Origin of the sequence: Candidatus Tisiphia endosymbiont of Beris chalybata, from assembly GCF_964026555.1 — a bacterium.
Taxonomy (GTDB): domain Bacteria; phylum Pseudomonadota; class Alphaproteobacteria; order Rickettsiales; family Rickettsiaceae; genus Tisiphia.
This window is the reverse complement of record NZ_OZ032159.1, coordinates 979432-1000046: the sequence shown is the minus strand read 5'-3', so window position 1 is coordinate 1000046 and position 20615 is coordinate 979432. Positions and strand designations below refer to the sequence as shown.

At 34.3% G+C, this 20615-nt stretch carries 20 protein-coding genes, 2 tRNA genes and 1 pseudogene; 18 read left to right on the top strand and 5 right to left on the bottom strand.

Going from position 1 to position 20615, the window contains the following annotated elements:
* Positions 1-65 precede the first annotated feature (65 nt).
* The 11 genes and pseudogenes from glyS (at position 66) to AAGD44_RS04790 (ending at position 10664) form a co-directional block, all read left to right on the top strand.
* The gene (gene glyS / locus AAGD44_RS04840; protein ID WP_341763625.1) at positions 66-2087 is read left to right on the top strand and encodes a glycine--tRNA ligase subunit beta; all 2022 of its coding nucleotides are present in this window, start codon (positions 66-68) and stop codon (positions 2085-2087) included.
* Entirely contained in the window at positions 2084-3064 is a 981-nt protein-coding gene (locus AAGD44_RS04835) for an L-threonylcarbamoyladenylate synthase (RefSeq protein ID WP_341763624.1), read from the top strand. Before glyS ends, AAGD44_RS04835 begins: the two co-directional genes overlap by 4 nt.
* Positions 3061-3972, top strand: a complete 912-nt coding sequence (gene ftsY / locus AAGD44_RS04830; protein WP_341763623.1) for a signal recognition particle-docking protein FtsY — start codon at positions 3061-3063, stop codon at positions 3970-3972. The genes AAGD44_RS04835 and ftsY overlap by 4 nt, the downstream gene beginning before the upstream one ends.
* 32 nt (positions 3973-4004) lie before the next feature.
* A complete protein-coding gene (gene tilS / locus AAGD44_RS04825) occupies positions 4005-5336 on the top strand; it encodes a tRNA lysidine(34) synthetase TilS (RefSeq protein WP_341763622.1) in 1332 nt (443 codons plus the stop codon).
* Between the two features lie 10 nt (positions 5337-5346).
* Positions 5347-7177: pseudogene (ftsH, locus tag AAGD44_RS04820) on the top strand (ATP-dependent zinc metalloprotease FtsH); the annotation flags it as partial.
* Between the two features lie 57 nt (positions 7178-7234).
* On the top strand, positions 7235-8020 hold the full coding sequence (locus AAGD44_RS04815) for a succinate dehydrogenase iron-sulfur subunit (protein ID WP_341763621.1): 786 nt from the start codon (positions 7235-7237) through the stop codon (positions 8018-8020).
* Between the two features lie 251 nt (positions 8021-8271).
* On the top strand, positions 8272-8433 hold the full coding sequence (locus AAGD44_RS04810) for a palindromic element RPE1 domain-containing protein (protein WP_341763620.1): 162 nt from the start codon (positions 8272-8274) through the stop codon (positions 8431-8433).
* 51 nt (positions 8434-8484) lie between these two features.
* Positions 8485-8559 (top strand) — tRNA-Gly (locus AAGD44_RS04805).
* A gap of 335 nt (positions 8560-8894) precedes the next feature.
* The gene (locus tag AAGD44_RS04800) at positions 8895-9419 is read left to right on the top strand and encodes a cytochrome c family protein (RefSeq protein WP_341763619.1); all 525 of its coding nucleotides are present in this window, start codon (positions 8895-8897) and stop codon (positions 9417-9419) included.
* Complete coding sequence (locus tag AAGD44_RS04795; RefSeq protein ID WP_341763618.1) at positions 9412-10341, top strand: SDR family NAD(P)-dependent oxidoreductase; 930 nt, start codon at positions 9412-9414, stop codon at positions 10339-10341. Before AAGD44_RS04800 ends, AAGD44_RS04795 begins: the two co-directional genes overlap by 8 nt.
* Before the next feature lie 110 nt (positions 10342-10451).
* A complete protein-coding gene (locus AAGD44_RS04790) occupies positions 10452-10664 on the top strand; it encodes a palindromic element RPE1 domain-containing protein (RefSeq protein WP_341763617.1) in 213 nt (70 codons plus the stop codon).
* On the opposite strand, the gene AAGD44_RS07825 is transcribed toward AAGD44_RS04790, so the two are convergent.
* The gene (locus AAGD44_RS07825; RefSeq protein WP_410520972.1) at positions 10661-10831 is read right to left on the bottom strand and encodes a YdcH family protein; all 171 of its coding nucleotides are present in this window, start codon (positions 10829-10831) and stop codon (positions 10661-10663) included. The two genes, AAGD44_RS04790 and AAGD44_RS07825, sit on opposite strands and share 4 nt — an antisense overlap.
* Positions 10832-11233: 402 nt before the next feature.
* Here AAGD44_RS07825 and AAGD44_RS04785 point away from each other — a divergent pair, with 402 nt between their 5' ends.
* The 3 genes from AAGD44_RS04785 to AAGD44_RS04775 all read left to right on the top strand — a co-directional run bounded on the left by AAGD44_RS04785 (position 11234) and on the right by AAGD44_RS04775 (position 13347).
* Entirely contained in the window at positions 11234-11821 is a 588-nt protein-coding gene (locus AAGD44_RS04785; protein ID WP_341763616.1) for a UbiX family flavin prenyltransferase, read from the top strand.
* A 137-nt stretch (positions 11822-11958) separates the two neighbouring features.
* Complete coding sequence (locus AAGD44_RS04780; protein ID WP_341763615.1) at positions 11959-12564, top strand: carbonic anhydrase; 606 nt, start codon at positions 11959-11961, stop codon at positions 12562-12564.
* Between the two features lie 297 nt (positions 12565-12861).
* The gene (locus AAGD44_RS04775) at positions 12862-13347 is read left to right on the top strand and encodes a DUF6314 family protein (protein ID WP_341763614.1); all 486 of its coding nucleotides are present in this window, start codon (positions 12862-12864) and stop codon (positions 13345-13347) included.
* 285 nt (positions 13348-13632) lie between these two features.
* On the opposite strand, the gene AAGD44_RS04770 is transcribed toward AAGD44_RS04775, so the two are convergent.
* A complete protein-coding gene (locus AAGD44_RS04770; RefSeq protein WP_341763613.1) occupies positions 13633-14373 on the bottom strand; it encodes a Bax inhibitor-1/YccA family protein in 741 nt (246 codons plus the stop codon).
* A gap of 207 nt (positions 14374-14580) precedes the next feature.
* On the opposite strand from AAGD44_RS04770, the gene AAGD44_RS04765 reads away from it, so the two are divergent.
* The 3 genes from AAGD44_RS04765 (at position 14581) to recN (ending at position 17400) form a co-directional block, all read left to right on the top strand.
* A tRNA-Leu gene (locus AAGD44_RS04765) sits at positions 14581-14664 on the top strand.
* Positions 14665-14801: 137 nt separating this feature from the next.
* Positions 14802-15704, top strand: a complete 903-nt coding sequence (locus AAGD44_RS04760) for an outer membrane protein assembly factor BamD (RefSeq protein ID WP_410520971.1) — start codon at positions 14802-14804, stop codon at positions 15702-15704.
* A gap of 4 nt (positions 15705-15708) precedes the next feature.
* A complete protein-coding gene (recN, locus tag AAGD44_RS04755) occupies positions 15709-17400 on the top strand; it encodes a DNA repair protein RecN (protein WP_341763612.1) in 1692 nt (563 codons plus the stop codon).
* Positions 17401-17566: 166 nt separating this feature from the next.
* Here recN and AAGD44_RS04750 read toward each other — a convergent pair whose 3' ends face one another.
* Positions 17567-18121, bottom strand: a complete 555-nt coding sequence (locus AAGD44_RS04750; protein WP_410521010.1) for an IS66 family transposase — start codon at positions 18119-18121, stop codon at positions 17567-17569.
* 8 nt (positions 18122-18129) lie between these two features.
* Here AAGD44_RS04750 and AAGD44_RS04745 point away from each other — a divergent pair, with 8 nt between their 5' ends.
* Entirely contained in the window at positions 18130-18282 is a 153-nt protein-coding gene (locus AAGD44_RS04745) for a hypothetical protein (RefSeq protein ID WP_341763610.1), read from the top strand.
* Positions 18283-18346: 64 nt separating this feature from the next.
* Here AAGD44_RS04745 and AAGD44_RS04740 read toward each other — a convergent pair whose 3' ends face one another.
* On the bottom strand, positions 18347-18979 hold the full coding sequence (locus tag AAGD44_RS04740; protein WP_341763609.1) for a DUF6444 domain-containing protein: 633 nt from the start codon (positions 18977-18979) through the stop codon (positions 18347-18349).
* Between the two features lie 266 nt (positions 18980-19245).
* A complete protein-coding gene (locus tag AAGD44_RS04735) occupies positions 19246-20598 on the bottom strand; it encodes an MFS transporter (RefSeq protein WP_341763608.1) in 1353 nt (450 codons plus the stop codon).
* Positions 20599-20615 lie beyond the last annotated feature (17 nt).

Below are 20615 nucleotides of genomic sequence, written 5' to 3'. Positions count from 1 at the left end.
GATCCTAGTACTCTTGCGGGTCTAGATTCGCATACAGATTAAAAATGAACATAAAAAATTAATTTATGAGTGAGTTGTTATTAGAACTTTTTAGTGAAGAAATACCAGCTTTAATGCAAAAAGCTGCTGCTGAGGGTTATAAGGAGATATTTACTACCATCTTACAAGAAAATGATTTGGTTGCAGAAGTTCAAGTATATATTGGCCCAAGAAGAATAGCTTGTCACATTATTAATTTACCTAATATTATCCAGCCTAAATTACTAGAAATACGCGGCCCAAAAGTTTCTGCGCCAGAAGTAGCTATAAATGGGTTTTGTCGATCAAATAATATTGAGAAAGAAAAATTATCGACCCACTTAGTGCAAGGGCAGTTATATTATATAATTGTCAAACAAACTCAGGCAATCGATACACGTGCTTTGCTATCTGAGATAATCCTTAAGGCAATTAGTAAATATACTTGGCCCAAATCTATGAAGTGGGGAAATTATGATATAAGTTGGGTAAGGCCTCTTAGGAATATTTTATGTATATTTGAGGGGAAGGTACTATCTATAAAATATGGCCATTTAACTGCTAATAATACTACTTTTGGGCATAGATTTATTAACCCTAACTTAATAGTGGTCAGAGATTTTACGGAGTACCAGCAGAAGTTACGGGAAGCTAGTGTTATTTTAAGTCAGGTAGAACGTAAGGAGCTAATTAAAAAACAGTTAGATTCTATCTCTCAGTCGCTTAATTTAATAATAAAAGAAAATGATGGATTGTTAGACGAAGTAACAGGGCTGGTAGAATTTCCGGTGGTGATGGTTGGAAAAATTCCAGAAAAATTTTTAAAATTACCTAGTGAAGTGTTGATTAGCTCTATGAGAACTCATCAGAAATATTTCAGCACTTTTGATAAGTTTGGTAATTTTGCTCCATATTTCCTTTTTGTGAGTAACATGCCTCATAATCGCGATATGATAGTTAGAGGCAATGAAAAAGTATTATCTGCCCGCTTATCAGATGCTCTTTATTTCTACCAGCAAGATTTGGCGCATAACTTAGAAGCACGTTTACCGAAACTGGAACAACTAACATTTCATGCGCAGCTTGGTACTATAAGGCAAAAAATTGACAGAATTGTTAGTATTTGTCAGTTTATTAGCCCTAGCAATCAGAATCTACAAATAGCAGCCAGGCTTTGTAAAAGTGACTTGCTAAGTGAAATGGTTGGAGAATTTCCAGAGTTACAAGGAATTATGGGATACTATTATGCTAAAGCAGAAGGATTAAGCAATGATATTGCAGTAGCAATAAAGGATCATTATAAGCCCCAAGGGCCTAAGGATAATTTGCCCTCCACAACAGAAGCTGCAATAATAGCTATTGCTGATAAATTAGATAGTTTAGTTGGCCTAATATTAATAGGAGAAGAACCCAGTGGTTCTAGAGATCCTTATTCCCTTAGGAGGCAAGCTGCGGGTATTATTAGAATAATTTTAGGTAATAAATTAAAGATCAATATTAAGCAATTAGTTGCCTACACTATTTCTCTATATCAGTTTTTACCTCAAGAAAACTTGGGGGTTAAAAAAAACCAATTAATTTTAGCTTTTTTAGAAGAAAGAGCAAAATATTATTTTAAAGATTACTATAATATGCCGCTAATTAATGCTATAATTGACTTCAATATAGAAGAAGATCTAGTAATAAGTAGCCTAAAGATTGACGCTCTGCAAAAACTTTTGGGGGAAATAAACGGTAATGATTTATTAACTATTTATAAGCGAGCTAATAATATATTAGAAGGTGTAGCGTGCGAAGAAGAAGTTAATCAAGAGGCTTTTGTTTCTAATTACGAACAGCAGCTATTTACCTCCTTAAAATATATTACTAAGAAAGTTGATCACTATATGGCGGCAAAAGATTTTTCTGCAGCATTTACTATATTGCTAGAAATATTAAAGCCTATCAATGAATTTTTTGATAACTTATTAGTAAAAGATTCTAATCCCATTATTGCTAATAATCGTTTGTTGTTACTTCAAATGATTAAACAGTTATTTAACAAATTAGCAAACTTCAATACTTTATGAGTCTAATAAAATATAATAAAGCTATTATCCATAAAGAATTAGACCAAGCGGTTGATTTTATTAAATCAAGTAATGTAGTAGCTTTTCCTACAGAAACTGTATATGGACTAGGGGCGGATGCTACCAATGAAGCTGCTTGCCAAAAAATTTTTAGGATTAAAGGTCGGCCTAATACTAATCCTTTAATTGTCCATGTTAAGAGTCTAGAACAAGCTCAAACTATTGGAGAATTTAGTGAAGATGCGTTAAAATTGGTTAATATGTTCTGGCCAGGGCCTTTATCCATCGTAGTACCAGTAAAGAGCAGTGCGAAAATAGCTAAAGCTGTAGTAGCTGGTCTTACTACTGTCGCTTTGCGTTGCCCTTCACATGATATTGCTCTGGGGTTAATCACAAAATCTGGGGTACCAATAGCGGCTCCTAGCGCTAACCCTTCTGGTTATATAAGTTCTACTACTCTGCAACATGTGCAAGAACATTTCTTACATGAGAAAGAAGTTTTTATTTTAATAGAAGACAGATATCAATCTCAATATGGACTTGAGTCAACTATAGTAGATACTACCTCTGCTGATTTAGTTATTTTAAGAGAGGGTTTTATTACTAGCGAAGCCTTAGAAAAAGTAGTTGGTAGAAGACTCATGCCATGCGCCGCTTCAATTCAAGTCAAAGCGCCTGGTATGTTGCTCAGACATTATTCACCGAAGGTAAGGTTAAGGATAAACGCAGACAGTTTACAAGAGGGTGAAATAGGGCTTAATTTTGCTGCTAGTAGACTTAGTAGTAATTTTTCGGTTAATTTAAGTATAAATGGTAACTTAATTGAAGCGGCAGCAAATCTATATTTAAAGCTTAGATTATTGGATCATTACGCTATACAAAATATAATATCGACAATTGCGGTAGCAAAAATTCCGAAAGTCGGTATAGGAGCCGCGATTAATGACAGACTTAAAAGGGCTGCTGAAATAATATGATTTCTTTATTTAATAAATTAAAAAAAGCTTTAGTTAAAAGTTCAGATAAAATATCGCTTGGTATTGATAAAATATTTTATAAAAAAAAGCTTGATGAACAAACTTTAAGCGAACTAGAAGAGCTTCTAATATCTTCTGATATCACTCATTCAGTAGCTACTGAAATTATAACTAAGCTACGGTCCATAAAATTTGATGCTGAGGCCAGCTCGGCGATAATTAAAGGAAAACTAGCTGAAATACTCGTTAATCTCCTAAATCAAAAACATGAATTTGAATTACTAGCCAAAAAGCTTAATGTAATTCTTGTTTGCGGAGTAAATGGTTCGGGCAAAACCACTACTATCGGTAAGCTTGCTACTATTTATTCGCAGCAAGGGAAAAAAGTAGCCATTGCTGCTTGTGATACATTTAGAGCTGCTGCTGTTAGTCAGTTATCTAGTTGGGCGCAGAGGAGTGGGGCGGTATTTATCACTGGTGAGGAATTAGCAGACCCCGCAAGTGTAGCTTACTTAGGCATGCAATCGGCGCTAACGAATGATATAGACGTATTATTTATCGATACTGCCGGCAGATTACATAACCAAAAGAACCTTATGGATGAGCTTGGTAAAATTATACGAGTAATTAAGAAAGTCGATGACACTGCACCACATCATAATATTTTAGTAATTGATGCTACTACCGGACAAAATATATACAATCAGATAGAGCAGTTTAAGGCTATTGCTAATATTACTGGCTTAATTGTTACTAAATTAGACGGGACTGCTAAAGCAGGGGTAGTAGTGGGAGCGGTTCAGAAGTTTAACCTACCGATATATTTTATAGGGATAGGAGAGACTATAGAGGATTTAAAACCGTTTGACCCGGCTTTATTTGCTAATGGCTTAGTAGGCCATAGTTAGGCTTACCGGTTCTGGTTAATTGGACCTTATAAATGCTATATGAACAATTCATAAATAATATTAATAATTTAATTGGGGACAGTATTAATGTATCCAATGATTTTTCTACGCCTACTATCGCTTTAGCTGTTTCCGGGGGCTCTGATTCTATAGCGCTTTTGATGCTTGCACATAAATGGGCAAAAAGCAGTAATATCAACCTAATTGTAATTTCTATAGATCATCATTTACGCAGTAATTCTAAGCTAGAAAATGAATATGTGCGTAATTTGAGCCATAAATTAGGATATTCTCACTATCAACTTCACTTTGATTCTAAAAATAATTTTTCTAATTTACAAGCCAGGGCCCGAGAAGCTCGTTATAAACTGATGACAGAGTTATGTATAAAATTAGATATATTGACTCTCTTTACCGCACATCATTTAGATGATTATATAGAAAATTATTGTATAAGATCAGAAAAAAAAAGTAGTGTATTTGGCCTAAGTAGTCACTATATTATATGGTATAATAACATTAGAATAGTCCGGCCATTATTTAATATCCCAAAGCAACAACTAACTAAATATTTGATTACTAACAATATTAAATGGTTTGAAGATGAAACGAATTTATCTAATAAATATCTACGAAATGTTATTAGAAAAAGATTAAATATCGAAGGTGAGAATAAAAAAACTCAAATAATCAAAGAACAGTTAGCAGTCAATCAGCAAGTAGAAGAACAATTGCACCCCGAATTTATTGCTTGTATTGCCGAAGCAGTGCAAATTTATGGTTTGGGGTTTGCTCTAATAGACTTATTAAAATTTACAGAATTTTTTACTGTGGTTAAAAAACAAGTCATTAGCTTTACCCTTAATACTATTAGTGGCAAAAATTATCAAGGTAGAACAGATGCTATTACTCGAATAAACGAATTATTGCAGCAACCAACTAATTTTACCAAAACATTACACGGTTGTATAATTAGAAAAATTAATGATCATCTTATAGTATATCGAGAATTTGGGAGGCACCGGCCTACCTCTATACCATTAATTAACAACTGTATTTGGGATAATAGGTTTCTTTTTAATCTTAACTATAATATTGTAAAACTAGAAAATAAAAAATATTTTATTGATAATTTAACAGTAAAAAATTATTCTGAAATAAGAAATAATCTAGATCTAACATCTTTAAAAAATCGCAGTTTTAAGAACCATATGGCAATTTTATTTACTCTACCTATAATCAAAATACTTGAAAAAGTTATAGCCATCCCCCATCTATCATATTATAATGATGAAAGCTTGGAGGAGGAAATGGCGGTTTGTTTTTACCCTAGCTTTGTATCACGTTTTACACATTTCTATTAGGTTAGCATAGATGAACAATCAAGGTAAAAATATTCTAATTTGGGTATCGGTTTTTGTCTTAATGATACTTACTTTCCACGCTTTTCAAAATGATAGCCTTATGGGCTCGAAAAGCCATATTGCCTTTTCAGATTTCTTAACAAAAATTGATGAAAAAGCTGTCAGCTCTGTAAAGATTCAAGGTCGAACAATCAGCGGTACGCTAAGCGATGGTGCTACCTTTTCGACTTATGCTCCTGATTATGCGGATCTTATTAATAAGTTAAGTAGCAATGGGGTTCATATTGAAGTAAGCCCACCCGATACAAAAATGAATTCTTTATTTAGCATATTTGTGTCATGGTTCCCAATGATTTTGCTGATCTGTGTATGGGTATTTTTTATGCGCCAAATGCAAGGCGGGGGGAAAGCCATGGGTTTTGGTAAATCTAAAGCAAAATTAATTTCAGATAAAGGCCCTAAAGTTACCTTTAAAGATGTGCGGCAGGGATTAATGAAGCTAAGGAAGAATTAACTGAAATTGTTGACTTTCTGCGGGATCCGAGTAAATTCCAGAAACTTGGGGGGAAAATCCCAAAAGGATGTTTACTTATTGGCCCTCCAGGTACCGGTAAGACTTTACTTGCCAAAGCTATCGCAGGAGAAGCTAATGTACCTTTCTTTAGTATTTCTGGTTCTGATTTTGTGGAAATGTTTGTAGGGGTAGGGGCAAGCCGCGTACGAGAGATATGTTCGAGCAAGGTAAGCGTAATGCGCCATGTATAATTTTTATTGATGAAATAGATGCAGTAGGTCGTCATAGAGGTATTGGCATGGGCGGGGGTAACGACGAGAGAGAACAAACCTTAAACCAGATGTTGGTTGAGATGGATGGGTTTGAAGATAATGAAGGGGTAATAATTATTGCCGCAACTAATCGCCCTGATGTATTAGACACCGCCTTGTTAAGGCCAGGGAGATTTGATCGGCAGATTACTGTGCCTAACCCAGATATAGATGGGAGAGAGCAAATTTTACAAGTACATTTAAAAAAAATAAAATGTGCTAAAAATATATTAGCTAGAATTATTGCAAGAGGAACTCCTGGATTTTCTGGCGCTGAACTTGCAAATTTAGTGAATGAATCTGCTTTAATCGCTGCGCGCAAAGGCAAAAAAGAAGTTAATATGGGAGATTTAGAAGAAGCGAAAGATAAGGTGTTAATGGGAGTAGAAAGACGTTCAATGGTAATGTCAGAGGAGCAAAAAAAATTAACTGCTTACCATGAAGGCGGCCATGCCTTAGTTGGTCTTTATTGCCCTGCTTCTGACCCAATTCATAAAGCAACAATTATACCAAGAGGTAGGGCGCTTGGTATGGTTATGAGATTACCAGAAAATGATCGGTTTTCTATGCCTCGTGATAAAATGGAAGCGGATATAGCAGTAGCAATGGCTGGTAGAGTAGCCGAAGAAATTATCTTTGGTCCCTCTAAAGTTACTTCTGGTGCTTCTTCGGATATTAAAATGGCTACTCAAATGGCTAGAGCTATGGTTACAGATTGGGGACTAAGCGAGTTAATAGGCCCAATATATTATGGATCAGCTAATGAAGATCTGTATAGTCATGGAAGAGCTGGGAATAGTCATAGTTCTCCTCATACCGCAGAGACGATCGATAAAGAGGTAAAGAAAATTATTGAAAAAGGATATGATTTTGCCAAAGATATATTAACTGAACACATTGAACAGCTGCATTTATTAGCTAAAATGTTGATCGAACATGAAACACTATCAGGACAGCAGATTAAAAATTTATTAAGTGATAGGTCATTGAATTCTGAAGCAGAAAATTTATTTCCAGCTATAAATAATGTATGATATACTGGCGTTCCTTGCATTAAAATTGAGAAATAGATTATGGCAGAATTTAGGTTACCACCGAATTCCAGGATTCATCAAGGGGTATTGCATAAATCTTCTACTTCTATAATAAAGCCACGTAATATCAAAATTTACCGGTACAACCCTGATTCTGGAGAAAATCCAAGAATTGATACCTACGAATTAGATTTAGACAAAACTGGTCCTATGGTCTTGGATGCCTTAATTAAGATCAAAAATGAAATAGATTCTACCTTAACTTTTAGGCGCTCCTGTCGTGAAGGAATTTGTGGTAGCTGTGCTATGAATATAGATGGGACTAACACTTTAGCATGTATTAAACCGATTGAAGAGATCTCGGGAGACATTAAAATATATCCTCTTCCTCATATGAAGGTAGTGAAGGATTTAGTACCGGATATGACTCATTTTTATGCTCAATATGAGTCAATAGAGCCATGGCTAAAAACTGATAGTGTAGCTCCTTCAAATAGTGAAAGATTGCAGTCTCTTAAGGATAGAGAAAAATTAGATGGCTTATATGAATGTATTTTATGTGCCTGCTGTTCTACTTCCTGCCCGAGCTATTGGTGGAATGGAGACAAATATTTAGGGCCTGCAATTCTCTTACAAGCCTATAGATGGATTGCAGATTCTAGAGATGAATATAGGGGAGAAAGGCTTAGTGCTTTGGAAGATCCTTTTAAATTATATCGTTGTCATACAATTATGAATTGTACTAAAACTTGTCCCAAAGGTTTAAATCCTGCTAAAGCTATTGCGGCAATAAAGGGGCAAATAATAGAAAGACAAGGGGTATAGAATTTTATCAAGGGGGATACTTTTCTTCTTGATCTTTTTATAGTATTTCCTTATATTTATCCTTACATTAACCCTTGCTTGTACATAAGGAACCTTTAGTTGCTTATGTAGAAAATATTAATAAGGGCACGGAATTTATTCGTATCTCTTTGCCTTTCAAGAATGGTAATTTCATTTTATCGGGGATTTGTATGCTTATGTGCTATTTTATACACTGCGCTTGCTCATCCTTGTAAAATAAAATAGACCTCTTGCATAACCTAAAGATAATTGAAGAATTTTTAGGAGAAACGAAGTCGAGTACCGCAGCGTACATAGACGTACGTGAGGAACAGAGAGGAGTTTCGACGACAAAATTACCAATTAGATTAGGTTATGCAAGAGGTCTAATGAGGGATCTTGAAATCTATTGAGTATATGTTAAAACTAATTTATGAGTAGATTATTATCATAATCGGAGTTTAGCGGGTGTAGCTCAGGGGTAGAGCGCTACCTTGCCAAGGTCGAAGTCGAGGGTTCGAATCCCTTCACCCGCTCCAATACAACAACAATTAGATTACTAGAGTTATTATATTTTTATCTTACTTTATAGACTAGTTTCACTAAATTTGTTTTAGTGAAACATAGGCATAGTATTGTCATAGTACTAATAGACTTTCTGCATAAGTCGAAAAAGCGCTCAGGATTTTTAGGAAAAACGAAGTCGAGCCAAGCTGCGTACATGGACTCAGCCTGAGGAGCGGTGGCAAGTTTTGACAACAAAATCACCTACTAGATCGACTTATGCAGAAAGTTTAATAAAGCCCTCCGAAGTTTTGCATAAGCCCTTTCAAAGCAAATATAATATATCATATAATTCTTATGAGATAATAATATGTCTGGAATAGAGTTAAACAAAATTGTCGCTTCTATTTTATTAGCCAGCTTAATTTCAATGATGGTCGGATTTATAGCAAATATCCTATATAAACCTCTTTTACGCCCTGAAGCCCGGGGTTATAGTATACCGATAACAGACAGTTCCATCGAGGACACTAGTCAAACAACTGCAGTTGAACCGGTTAATATAGAAGAATTAATAAAAAAAGCTAATGCTGAAGCTGGTAGTAATATAATTAAGAAATGCCTAATGTGTCATACATTTGATAAGAATGGCCTCAATAAAGTTGGGCCAAATTTATGGAATGTTGTAGGCTCTAAAAAGGCAAAAGTAGAAAATTATAAATATTCAACTGCTTTATCCAATATAGGAGGGATTTGGGATGAGGAAAACCTATTCCATTTCCTACATAAGCCTAATCAGTACCTTCCTGGAACAAAGATGACTTTTGCGGGGTTAAATAAGCCTCAAGATATAGCGGATGTAATAGTATTTTTAAAAACATTTGCCCATGATTAACAGCAAAAATAAGACAATTCTAATAACTGGTGCTTCTAGCGGGCTTGGCCGTGCATTAGCGGTGCAATATGCTAATAAAGGAATATGCTTAATTTTATTTGCTAGATCAGAAGGTAGACTTAAGGAAGTAGCAGATATTTGTAGGCGACGTCAAGCGGAGGTAGTGGAGGTAATTTGTGATGTTAAAGATGCTATTTTAACAGAAACATATATGGAAAAATTTTGTAACAATTATAATATTGATATTATAATAACTTCAGCAGGTGTATCCGCAGGGACTCTAAATCATCCCGAGACAACCGTTCAAGTAAAAGAAATTTTTTCTACCAATTTAAATGGCAGTTTAAATATTATTTTACCTGCTTTACCAGTAATGATCAAACGTAAACATGGGACTATAGTACTCATAAGCTCAATGGCAGGTTTACTTCCTCTTGCTAGCGCTCCTTCATATTCTGCAAGTAAGGCCGCTATTAAAATTTTTGGTGAAGCCATGCGATCTTATCTTCAAAGCTTTCAGGTGCAAGTATGTGTGGTGATTCCCGGTTATATTGACACTCCAATGACCCAGCTTAATAAATTTCCTATGCCATTTAAAATTTCTGCTGAGCAAGCAGCAAAAATTATAATCCAAGGAATTAATAATAAAAAAGGCTTGATAGTATTTCCAAAAATTATCTATTTTCTCCTTAAAATTATCAGCCTATTTCCTTATCCACTTCTAGATTATATTAACTCTAAGTTACCTGGGAAACCAAGCTTAAACTCTACATCTCTTCCGCACCCCGCACAGAGCTGCGAATTTGAAGGAGTTGAGCCACACAAAACTACAGCGCACTTGGCCGTAGCTGAGGATTCTCCCTTAGATTCATTGTCCAAATTACCAGCTCGAGGTAAAGATCGAAGGAGCTCTTCTGAGTAGATATAAAATTTTCAGGGGCTTGAGAAATATACTGCTCGTAACTGAAGAGTTGGTATACGAAGGTCAACTTCAAGAAGAGCTAGGAGTGCAGCTTACATATATTAGACCTCTTGCATAACCTAAAGATAATTGAAGAATTTTTAGGAGAAACGAAGTCGAGTACCGCAGCGTACATAGACGTACGTGAGGAACAGAGAGGAGTTTTGACGACAAAATTACCAATTAGATTAGGTTATGCAAGAGGTCTAATATACTCCTGGGTTCTGAAAGAGTTGTATATACAAGTTGCTCTCAAAGCAGTAGTAAGAAACTCAAGGATTTAATTTATATTCGTATACAATGAGAGGATCTTATCTTTCAGAGCTAATTTTTGTTTCTTTAAACTCCTGACTTGAGTATCATCCTGAAAGTGTAAGAATGCATGATTTATGAGTTTTTGTAGATTATTATGTTTTTTTTGCAGACTTTGTATATGGTTGATTATATTCATCTTACAACTCCATGATTTATTTAAAATTGGGCATTAGGTTTCCTGCATAAGTCAAAAAAGCGCTCGGGATTTTTAGGAAAAACGAAGCCGAGCCGAGCTGGGTACATAGACGCAGCTGAGGAGCGGTGGCAAGTTTTATCGATATAATCGAAGTAAAGTCTTCAATTATTACTATAACGTGTATCAATATTAGGTTGTTAACAAAAGATCAAGGCTTTCTTGTATCTTTTGTAATCAGTATATAAAGGCTAGAGTTCTAAATTAATATAGTGACCTTAACTGAATTGATCTCAATAATTTACTATTGGGAATGCCGCACAATTTTGTTGCTAATTCAAATCAATTCACTATAAAACTTATCTTAGTATAAGAGGCTATAATTTAAAAGGAAAAAATATAGTTATGCATTTTGAGAGCAAAAAAAAAATAATTATAGCAATATCAGGAGCTTCGGGAGCTATATATGGGATCCGAGTATTAGAGATGCTAAAGCAATTAAAAGTTGAAAGTCACTTGGTCATTTCCAAAGCAGCTTATCTTACTATTTCTCATGAAACAAACTATTCCATAGAACAAGTAAGAAACTTGGCTGATTATAACTATAATATCTTGGATATAGGAGCACGAATTTCAAGTGGCTCCTTTTTATTATCGGGTATGATAATCGCCCCCTGTAGTATGTCAACTCTTGCTTCGATTGCTACTGGTCTTGAAGACAATCTAATGACACGAGCAGCCGGAGTAGTCCTTAAAGAACGCAAAAAGCTTGCGTTAATGGCTAGAGAAAGCCCCCTACATTCGGGCCATTTGGAAAATATGTTAAAGGTATCAAATTATGGAGGAATAATTGTGCCCCCTGTCCCTTCTTTTTATCACTTACCTCAAACTTTAGATGATATTATTAATCATTCCGTTTGTCGTATTCTTGATCTTTTTGATCTTCCTGTTGTTTTAGGGAAACGTTGGGATGGGCTACCGGCAAAAGCTTAAAATAGTTGATATAGTCATTTAGGTTAAACTAGCTACGTTGTTGCTCGTCGTTCACCTAGTATTTCTAGGCTTCACTCCTTGCGCCTAGTATCTAATTCAACCTAAATGACTATAAATTTAACAGTATAAAGAATTATATGGAACAAAGTTTTAATAAAATATTAAAAGGTTATCAAGAGTTCAGGAAGAAATATGCTAACGATGATGAATCTATCATGTATAATCTCTACCGTGATGGCCAACAGCCTAAAATTATGGTAGTGGCTTGTTGTGATTCCCGAGTGGATCCAGCTTTAATATTGCAATGCGCCCCAGGAGATTTATTTGTAGTCCGTAATGTGGCGAATATTGTGCCTCCTTACGAAAAGGACGATACGCATCATGGTACGAGTGCGGCTTTAGAGTTCGGTATATGTTTCCTTAAAATTAAGCATCTCATTATATTGGGTCATAGCCAATGTGGGGGGGTTAAGATGCTGCTAAATAGCGAGCAGCAGCCGCAAAATGATTTTATAACTAATTGGGTTTCTTTAATCAAAATCCCTAATTTTAAGCAATATGAAGCTGATGATTATGCAAAATTATCTCTGAATCAGTCATATCAAAATTGCTTGTCATTTCCTTGGATACATGAAAAAGTTATTAAGCAGGAATTAGTGATTCATCGGTGGTTTTTTGATATCCCCACTGGGCAAATTTGTACTTATTCGGATACACAAAAAACTTACGAACTGTTGAAATAAAATTTTCAGTATAGCTTATGTCATTATGATATAGTATAGTCCATTAAGGTGCGTACAGGGTAGTTATCTTCAAAAGCATGCACAGCTCTACTATGCTTTTCCCCCACACTATCGTGTGTGCATCATAATGACATAAGCTATACGACGACATGATGATTAGTTTTCGGACATGGTATTAGTAGCTATACATCCCACGCCCCCTACTTCTCAAAATAAATCCAATTCTGCGATCCAAAAAATATCCTAAATATAACCCACAGGTTAATTTGTTAAAATAATTCTTGAGGTCAACAGAGTATGACAATGAAGTTTATAGAAAATATATTTTATAACTTAATAGGAAACTATTCCATTAGAAGGATTTTAAGTAATCAAGGAACGGGAGAAGGAACCGCTCATTTTATAGGATATGATCCTATAAAGCAGCATGCCGCTTCACACAGTTCTAACAAAAATATAGTATTATATAGAGAAGAATTAAATATTAATTATTATAATAATAAAAGTATGGTAAAGGCCTCTCGAAAATATCTATATATTCTTAGGCAGAATACAATTATTAAGTATTTTTATGATGACAATGATAATTCTTTATTCTATCAAATGTATTTTACTTCTGTCTTGCCTGTTAAAGCGGAAGGAATCCATCAATGTAATTTGGACACTTACATAGCACATTATATTTTTTATAACTCCGATCGCTTTAACTTAAATTATAATGTGCTGGGGCCTTATAAAAATTATACTATACAAACTAGTTACACTAGAATTGATAAAACGTAAGCACTTCAAAAAAATAGCTAGGGAGAATAAAATTGCAGAACGTCCGCCAATATGTTATTCATCTCGCTAAATTATTTTTTTAGTATAGCTTATATCATTATGATACATACCCGATAATATACGGGAAGCACGGTAGTTATGCATGCTGGTGTATTAGTACATACCTCTGCGCCTGCTATGCAAAATAAAATCCAATTCTTTATGGAAGTATGTTCTTTTGACCTCAAGAATTGGAGATTATAACTAAAAATTCGATATAAGTTGTTACATCGAATTTTGGTTATGTTAGTTCCTTCTATTACCTAAAAACCTTATTAGATATAAGAACAAATTAATGAAATCTAGATATAAAGTAAAAGCAGCCATAATAGACATTTTTTGTCCTAACTCACCACCGCCATACATAAAATACATAGATTTTATTTTTTGTGTATCCCAAGCAATAAGCCCCATAAATATAGCAACCCCAAGGATAGAAGTAGCAAAATATAAAGCTGAGCTTTGGAGAAATAAATTCACTACAGAAGCAATAATAAGTCCAAATAGCCCCATAATAAAGAAAGAACCAAATGAAGTTAAATCTCTATTAGTACTATAGCCATAAATACTCATCCCCCCAAAAACAGAGGCACAAATAAAGAAAGTACGTGCTATTGATTCACCTGTATAAATCATCCCTAATGATGCTAAAGATATACCAGTTAAAGCAGCATAAACCCAAAATAATATCTTCGCAGTGTCCAGTTTCATCGTACCAAAACCCATAAAGAAATACATTGCTATTCCTACTGGGGCAATCATGACCAATGTGCCCAGGCCTGTATTACCTACAACTTGTCCATTAGCAGTAACACTAAACATTAAACTTCTTAAGGGCTCAAAGTTAGTAGCAAAAGCTAAAATCCCTGTAAGAGCAAGAGCTAGCGCCATATAGTTGTACACCTTCAACATATAATCCCTTAAGCCGGCATCATGCGTCTTATTCTGTGTATCAGTAAATATTCTTGTTTTTGTGTAATCAATCATAAGTAAACCCCATGAACCATTTTTGTTTATAGGTATAAGTATAAGCTGCAAGCAGGTGCTTTTCAAGAGGATATTTTTAAAATATTTTTATATTCAACAAATATCGCTGATATTCGTTGTATTTTGTAGAAAGTTTAAGTAAATTGTTTACATATAAAAACTATATAGCTATTTTAGAAAATTAACCAAGCTTGACTTTTACTAGATGCCTCTGTGGTGGAATGGTAGACACGGTAGACTCAAAATCTATCGCTCAAAAGCGTGCTGGTTCAAGTCCGGTCAGAGGTACCAAGCAGTTATAGTTTAGATCAAAAATCTTACCCAATATGTGGAATAATTAGAAAGCTAAAAATTATCATTTTTTAAAATAACCTTGTGTAGCTTCTAATATTTGGTGTATAAAGTAGCTTTATAAATAATTAAGCATTATGAAATTAATAACATTAGATTTCCTATATAAGTCAGATAGCGCTGCAGAATTTTTAGAAGAAACGAAGTCGGTTACTAGAGGATACATAGACGTAGCTGAGGAGCAGAGGAAAGTTTCGACGATAAAATTACCGGCTAGATTGACTTATGCAAGAAGTCTATTATTATTTTATATAATCACTGCTAGCTTAGCTTTATCTAGCTGTAAAACTAAAAAAATAGATGAGGATTTAATAGTCCCAGTTAATGAATTATATGATGAAGGTGTTGTTTTACTGGAAAAACAAAAATATTTAAAGGCTGCAGAACAATTCTCAAGAATTTTTTATCAAGATCCGGGTAATATAGCTTCTTCCCAAGCTGAATTAATGCAAGCCTATTCTTTATTTTTAGCAGGACAGTATGAAGAAGCAGTTGATGTATTAACTGTTTTTATTAGCCTTCACCCTATGCATCCCGATGTATCTTATGCTTATTACTTAAAAGCACTATCATATTACATGCAAATATCAGATACTCAGCTTGATCAGTCAAGAACCGTTCTAGCTAAAGAAAGCTTTGAAGATGTTATAAGCCTATTTCCTAACACTCGCTATTCCATTGACTCATCTTTAAAAATAGATTTAGTAACCGACCATTTAGCCGGTAAGGAAATGGATTTAGGGCGTTATTATCTACGGAAAAAAAACCCAATAGCAGCTATTAATAGGTTTCAGCTAGTGGTAGATAGTTATCAGACTACTTCCCATATATCCGAAGCGCTTTATCGTTTAGTAGAAGGGTATTTGATGCTAGGATTGAATGAAGAAGCTCAAAAATATGCCGCCGTGCTTGGTTATAATTATCCTAATAGTAATTGGTATAGATATGCGCACGCATTAATGAATAAATCTTTAAAATAATCAGATGTTACAAAGTCTCTCAGTTAGGAATTTTATTCTGATAGACGAATTAGAAATTGAATTCGAAAAAGGTTTATGTGTAATTACAGGGGAAACAGGGGCAGGAAAATCTATTCTGCTTGATGCTATTTTGTTCTCGTTAGGTAATAAGTTTTCAGATAATATAATAAAGGATGGCTATGATTTTTGCTCAGTTACTGCAACTTTTACATTAAATGACCATTTAAAGGAGCTTTTAGATCAATTTAACATCGAACATGATGGGGAATTATTTATAAAACGTACCCAAAAATTGGGGACCCGCAAAAAATTTCTGATCAATGATCAAGTAGTTACTCAAAATTCTGTCCAACAAATAGCTAATTATTTATTTGAACTACATGGACAAAATAATCACACTTCTCTTCTGTCTCCTTCTTCTCATTTAAATATTTTAGATGACTACGGAGACCTTTTAGGCTTAAGAATGGAATTAGCCAAATGTTATAATGTGTTACAAGAAAATATAAAAGAAGCAAGTAAAATTAACCAAGAAAAAGAGAATATATATAAAGAAATAGATTATTTAACTTTTATAATCGAGGAGCTAACCAACCTTAATATATTGGAAGGAGAAGAAGAAAAACTTATTAATATTAGGCATACTTTACAGAATCGCGAAAAAGAATTAGTCACTACTCAAACTATTTTAGGATACCTGGAAAATCCTGAGCTAATCAACTTAATCAATAATGCTAGGCGTTTAATAAGTCGAAATCTATTGCAAGATGAGACACTTGCGTCTATTTCAGCTAACTTAGAGGACTGCTATAATAGTTTAGAGGAAGCGCAGATAAAGTTACAAAATATTATTAATAAGTTTGAAGAGAATGAATTTAATCTTGACGAAATTGAAGAACGATTATTCTTATTAAGAGCTAAAGCTCGAAAATATAATATTTCTTGTGAATCAATACCCCAATTTGTTGAAAGTTCCAAGCAGCAATTAACAACTTTGCAAAATAAGATTAAAAACGTAGAAAACTTAGCTATTAACACGATAGAAAAATATAAAGAGTATTTAGAATTAGCCAACCTATTATCCAACAAACGCTCCATTAGCGCAAGAAAGCTTGAAACAGCTATCCAAAAGGAACTGACGCAGCTTAAAATGGAAAAAGCAATTTTTAAAATTGAAATCAACCGTAAAGACATTCTATGTTTAAAGGAAGGGGCGCAGCAAATACAGCCGGAGCTTCTCAATATATATAACAATGGTATAGATGAGGTGCGTTTCACAGCCTCAACTAATCCTGGCATGAAACTCGCACCTATTGATAAAATTGCTTCGGGCGGAGAATTATCAAGGTTTATGTTGGCCATAAAAACTTGTCTTTTCGATAAACTATTAATTGACACAATAATTTTTGATGAAATAGATACTGGAATTGGCGGGGTTGTAGCGGATAAAATAGGTGAGAGATTAAAAAAGCTTAGCTTGCGATCGCAAGTAATTGTAATTACTCATCAGCCTCAAGTAGCAGGAAAAGCCGATCAACATATTTTAGTAACTAAAACCCAATATAATCAACATACTAAAATCAGTATAAAAAATTTAGATAACCTTGAGAAGGAATATGAAATTGCACGTATGTTATCAGGTAAATTAATTACCGATATCACTCTCAAAGCAGCGAAGGAATTATTAATAAATTAGGTTCTTAGAGCTTGTTGTAAAACCAAAGATATGATAAATTAACAGATAATAAGCGATGAATATTAAATTATGGCAAGAGCAAAATATCCTACAGATCTAAAAGAAAGAGAATGGAGTTTAATACAAGAATTATTTATCCCATCATGCAAAGAAGGAGGTAGACCCCCTAAATATAGTAAGAAAGACATAATAGACCTCTTGCATAACCTAATCTAATTGGTAATTTTGTCGTCGAAACTCCTCTCTGTTCCTCACGTACGTCTATGTACGCTGCGGTACTCGACTTCGTTTCTCCTAAAAATTCTTCAATTATCTTTAGGTTATGCAAGAGGTCTAATTTATAAAACCTAAATACTGTATCTATTATGGCTAGTAAATTCTTGCCAATTTCTGCTAAATTGTTATGTTTGCTATAAGCAAATCTCTTAAAATCTCTACGTAGATGAGCTAAACATATTTGCCGTTTCTCCTGCTTAAATATATTATATACGGCATATCTATCACTAATTACTTTCCCTTCATATTCTGGTAAAAAACTTTCTAATACTTTTTTCCCTCTTGAACTTGCTAATTTAAATACTGTAACAACACTATTTGCTGCAACCCAACACCAATGTCTTTTCCCTTTATTATTAGAGCTAGTCTCGTCAAAGTGCAAATAGCTGCTTTCCCCTGCTAATTTCACTAGTGCATTGTATTTATTCTCAAGCTTTTTAGATATTAGACCTCTTGCATAACCTAAAGATAATTGAAGAATTTTTAGGAGAAACGAAGTCGAGTACCGCAGCGTATAGCTTAGGTTACTATGATACATACACGATAGTACGCAGGAAGCATAGTAGTCATGCATACTTGAAGATAAATACCCTGTACGTACCTTAATGGACTATACTATACATAGACGTACGTGAGGGACAGAGAGGAGTTTCGACGACAAAATTACCAATTAGATTAGGTTATGCAAGAGGTCTATTCTACCTTCACTTGTGGAGATTAAACCAAGACTAAGATCTAAATTAAATATCTGGCTTAATATTTGTTGGATATCACGCTTACTATTATTAAAAAATCCACCTAAACTACCGATTATCCCTTCAGCATTTTTCCCCAGTAACTTGTAATTATTCAATTTGCCTTTATATCTTTTATTACAGCTAGCGCATATCTTTTGGCGTAAGTGGTATTCTGTCACAACTGGTTGAATTACAGGAATTTCTACTTTTTGATGTAGTTTATATGCTTCTGCTAAAGTTAAAATGCCACCACACTTGCAAGATTCTTCGCAAGGCATAACATCTACTATCACATCGGCTTTCTTCATTTGATAAGAATTATATTTGTGGTTAGGCTGGCCTCCTGCTTTCCTATCACTCTTTACTCTAGTTTTCTTCTCTATTTGAAAAATCTCTCGAGACGTTGGAAGACCTGAATTACCGGAATTAATATTTAGCTTATCTTCAAGCGCAATTATTTTGCACCTCAGCACTTCATTCTCCTTTAGAAGTTCTTCGTTTTGTTTTTGCAATAGCTGAATAACTTGTTCTAAATCTACTTCTTTAGTCTCTAGATTTTTGCTCATCAATCTTGCATAAATATTTAACCTCAAATTACATATGTTTAATATTTATGCAAGCTTTTTTTTACTGCTCTTGATAAATCACTGAACGGTCACCAATTCCCATTCTTAAATGGGCAAGATAGTTTATAGAGTTAGATTGTAGCACTATAGGCCAAATTATGTTAGACAGCTTTACTTTTTCCTATTTCGCGAGAATTAAAGTGGCAAGAATTAAGTAAAATAAAGACAATCGAAATCTACTCATTCTATAGGAGCGTTTCTAGGGCCTAATTCATCGCTAGAAACCATTTCTTTTTTGTAGGATAGTGGCCACTTGCTATCTCTAATTTTTCAAAATGCAATATACCAAATGTATAACCTATCATAACTGGAATCATAACAATCAACAACCCATAATTACCTAGCTGTGTTGTTAAATAAATAAGGCCGAAAGATGTGATAATATACATAATTGTTCGTGATATAGCGTACATAAAACCCACATATGTAAAGCGCTTAAAAACAGGAAAATATGTATATAAAATTGATTGGCCAGGGGTTAAGTCCGGCACAAAAAACATAAGCAATGATTGAAGTATAAAAATATCAAACGGTGTTCTAACATTGTTCAATAGATAGGGGTATAACAGGATAAAAATCCAAAAAATTACCAACCTGACTTTTAAAATTAATATAGGATAAATATAATAACCTAAATATACTAAGGGCAAAACTCCTAGCATTTCTACCACTGCTACAAAGAAATTTTGATGAATAACTTGCTCAGCCGTATAACCAAAATTATCTATTAGGATATCCTTGCAATGAAAAAACGCTAAATAAAAGCAAGCAGGCCATGCACATCTTATAAGAAATAAGGCTAAAGCAGTAGTATTGTTAACTTGTTCAGCGCTAGTAGGATTCTGATTCAGTGCGTTTTGCTTGGCAGTTGAAGTGCTAGAAATTTGTTTCATTCGTAGCTTAGAATCAATAAATTCCGGGGTTTCTCGTAATGCTGTCCTAGCTACCGAGCCTATTAATGCAACCAAAGCCCCAATCCAAAAAGCAGTGCGCCAGTTGAATTGATAAGTAGTGGCAAGGGAGGCGATGCCCAAAGCAAAAGTACCTACTAAGGCGGCAAGTAAACTCAGTAAAGATACTACGGAATATTGTTGCGGACGTTTTATAGTTTCAGTTAAATATAATTCGGCCCCTATTATTTCTCCCATTGAAGTCATCCCTTGAATTATGCGGCAAGCTATCATAATACAAGAAGCAGTAATCCCTATTTCAGCGTAAGTTGGTAAGCTAGCAACAGTGATACAAGAAACCGCCATCATAAAAGTTGTGATCACAACTGTGGTTTTACGCCCAACAGTATCCCCTATCCAGCCCAATATTAATGCACCAATAGGCCTTAATAAATAAGTAATACAAAATGTAAAAGCTGAAAGTAACTTTTTCATATGAGGGTCAGATTCAGGGAAAAATAAATCATTTAGTAACACAGCCATATGAATATATAACATTAAGTCAAAATACTCTAAGAATGTTCCTATTGAAAGTAGCCCTATGGCTTCTTTTTGTTCTCTAGTAAGAGGATATCTAATGTCTGTGTTTTTTTTCTCGAGAGGTACCAATTTGGACATATCTTATT

What these genes read in the sequence shown, in the direction of transcription:
- AAGD44_RS04800 (WP_341763619.1), top strand. Translation starts at nt 8,895, where the DNA reads ATGTCTGGAATAGAGTTAAACAAAATTGTCGCTTCTATTTTATTAGCC.
- AAGD44_RS04785 (WP_341763616.1), top strand. Translation starts at nt 11,234, where the DNA reads ATGCATTTTGAGAGCAAAAAAAAAATAATTATAGCAATATCAGGAGCT.
- AAGD44_RS04760 (WP_410520971.1), top strand. Translation starts at nt 14,802, where the DNA reads ATGAAATTAATAACATTAGATTTCCTATATAAGTCAGATAGCGCTGCA.
- AAGD44_RS04740 (WP_341763609.1), bottom strand. Translation starts at nt 18,979, where the DNA reads ATGAGCAAAAATCTAGAGACTAAAGAAGTAGATTTAGAACAAGTTATT.
- tilS (WP_341763622.1), top strand. Translation starts at nt 4,005, where the DNA reads ATGCTATATGAACAATTCATAAATAATATTAATAATTTAATTGGGGAC.
- AAGD44_RS07825 (WP_410520972.1), bottom strand. Translation starts at nt 10,831, where the DNA reads ATGAATATAATCAACCATATACAAAGTCTGCAAAAAAAACATAATAAT.
- AAGD44_RS04815 (WP_341763621.1), top strand. Translation starts at nt 7,235, where the DNA reads ATGGCAGAATTTAGGTTACCACCGAATTCCAGGATTCATCAAGGGGTA.
- glyS (WP_341763625.1), top strand. Translation starts at nt 66, where the DNA reads ATGAGTGAGTTGTTATTAGAACTTTTTAGTGAAGAAATACCAGCTTTA.
- AAGD44_RS04780 (WP_341763615.1), top strand. Translation starts at nt 11,959, where the DNA reads ATGGAACAAAGTTTTAATAAAATATTAAAAGGTTATCAAGAGTTCAGG.
- AAGD44_RS04770 (WP_341763613.1), bottom strand. Translation starts at nt 14,373, where the DNA reads ATGATTGATTACACAAAAACAAGAATATTTACTGATACACAGAATAAG.
- AAGD44_RS04795 (WP_341763618.1), top strand. Translation starts at nt 9,412, where the DNA reads ATGATTAACAGCAAAAATAAGACAATTCTAATAACTGGTGCTTCTAGC.
- ftsY (WP_341763623.1), top strand. Translation starts at nt 3,061, where the DNA reads ATGATTTCTTTATTTAATAAATTAAAAAAAGCTTTAGTTAAAAGTTCA.
- recN (WP_341763612.1), top strand. Translation starts at nt 15,709, where the DNA reads ATGTTACAAAGTCTCTCAGTTAGGAATTTTATTCTGATAGACGAATTA.
- AAGD44_RS04835 (WP_341763624.1), top strand. Translation starts at nt 2,084, where the DNA reads ATGAGTCTAATAAAATATAATAAAGCTATTATCCATAAAGAATTAGAC.
- AAGD44_RS04775 (WP_341763614.1), top strand. Translation starts at nt 12,862, where the DNA reads ATGACAATGAAGTTTATAGAAAATATATTTTATAACTTAATAGGAAAC.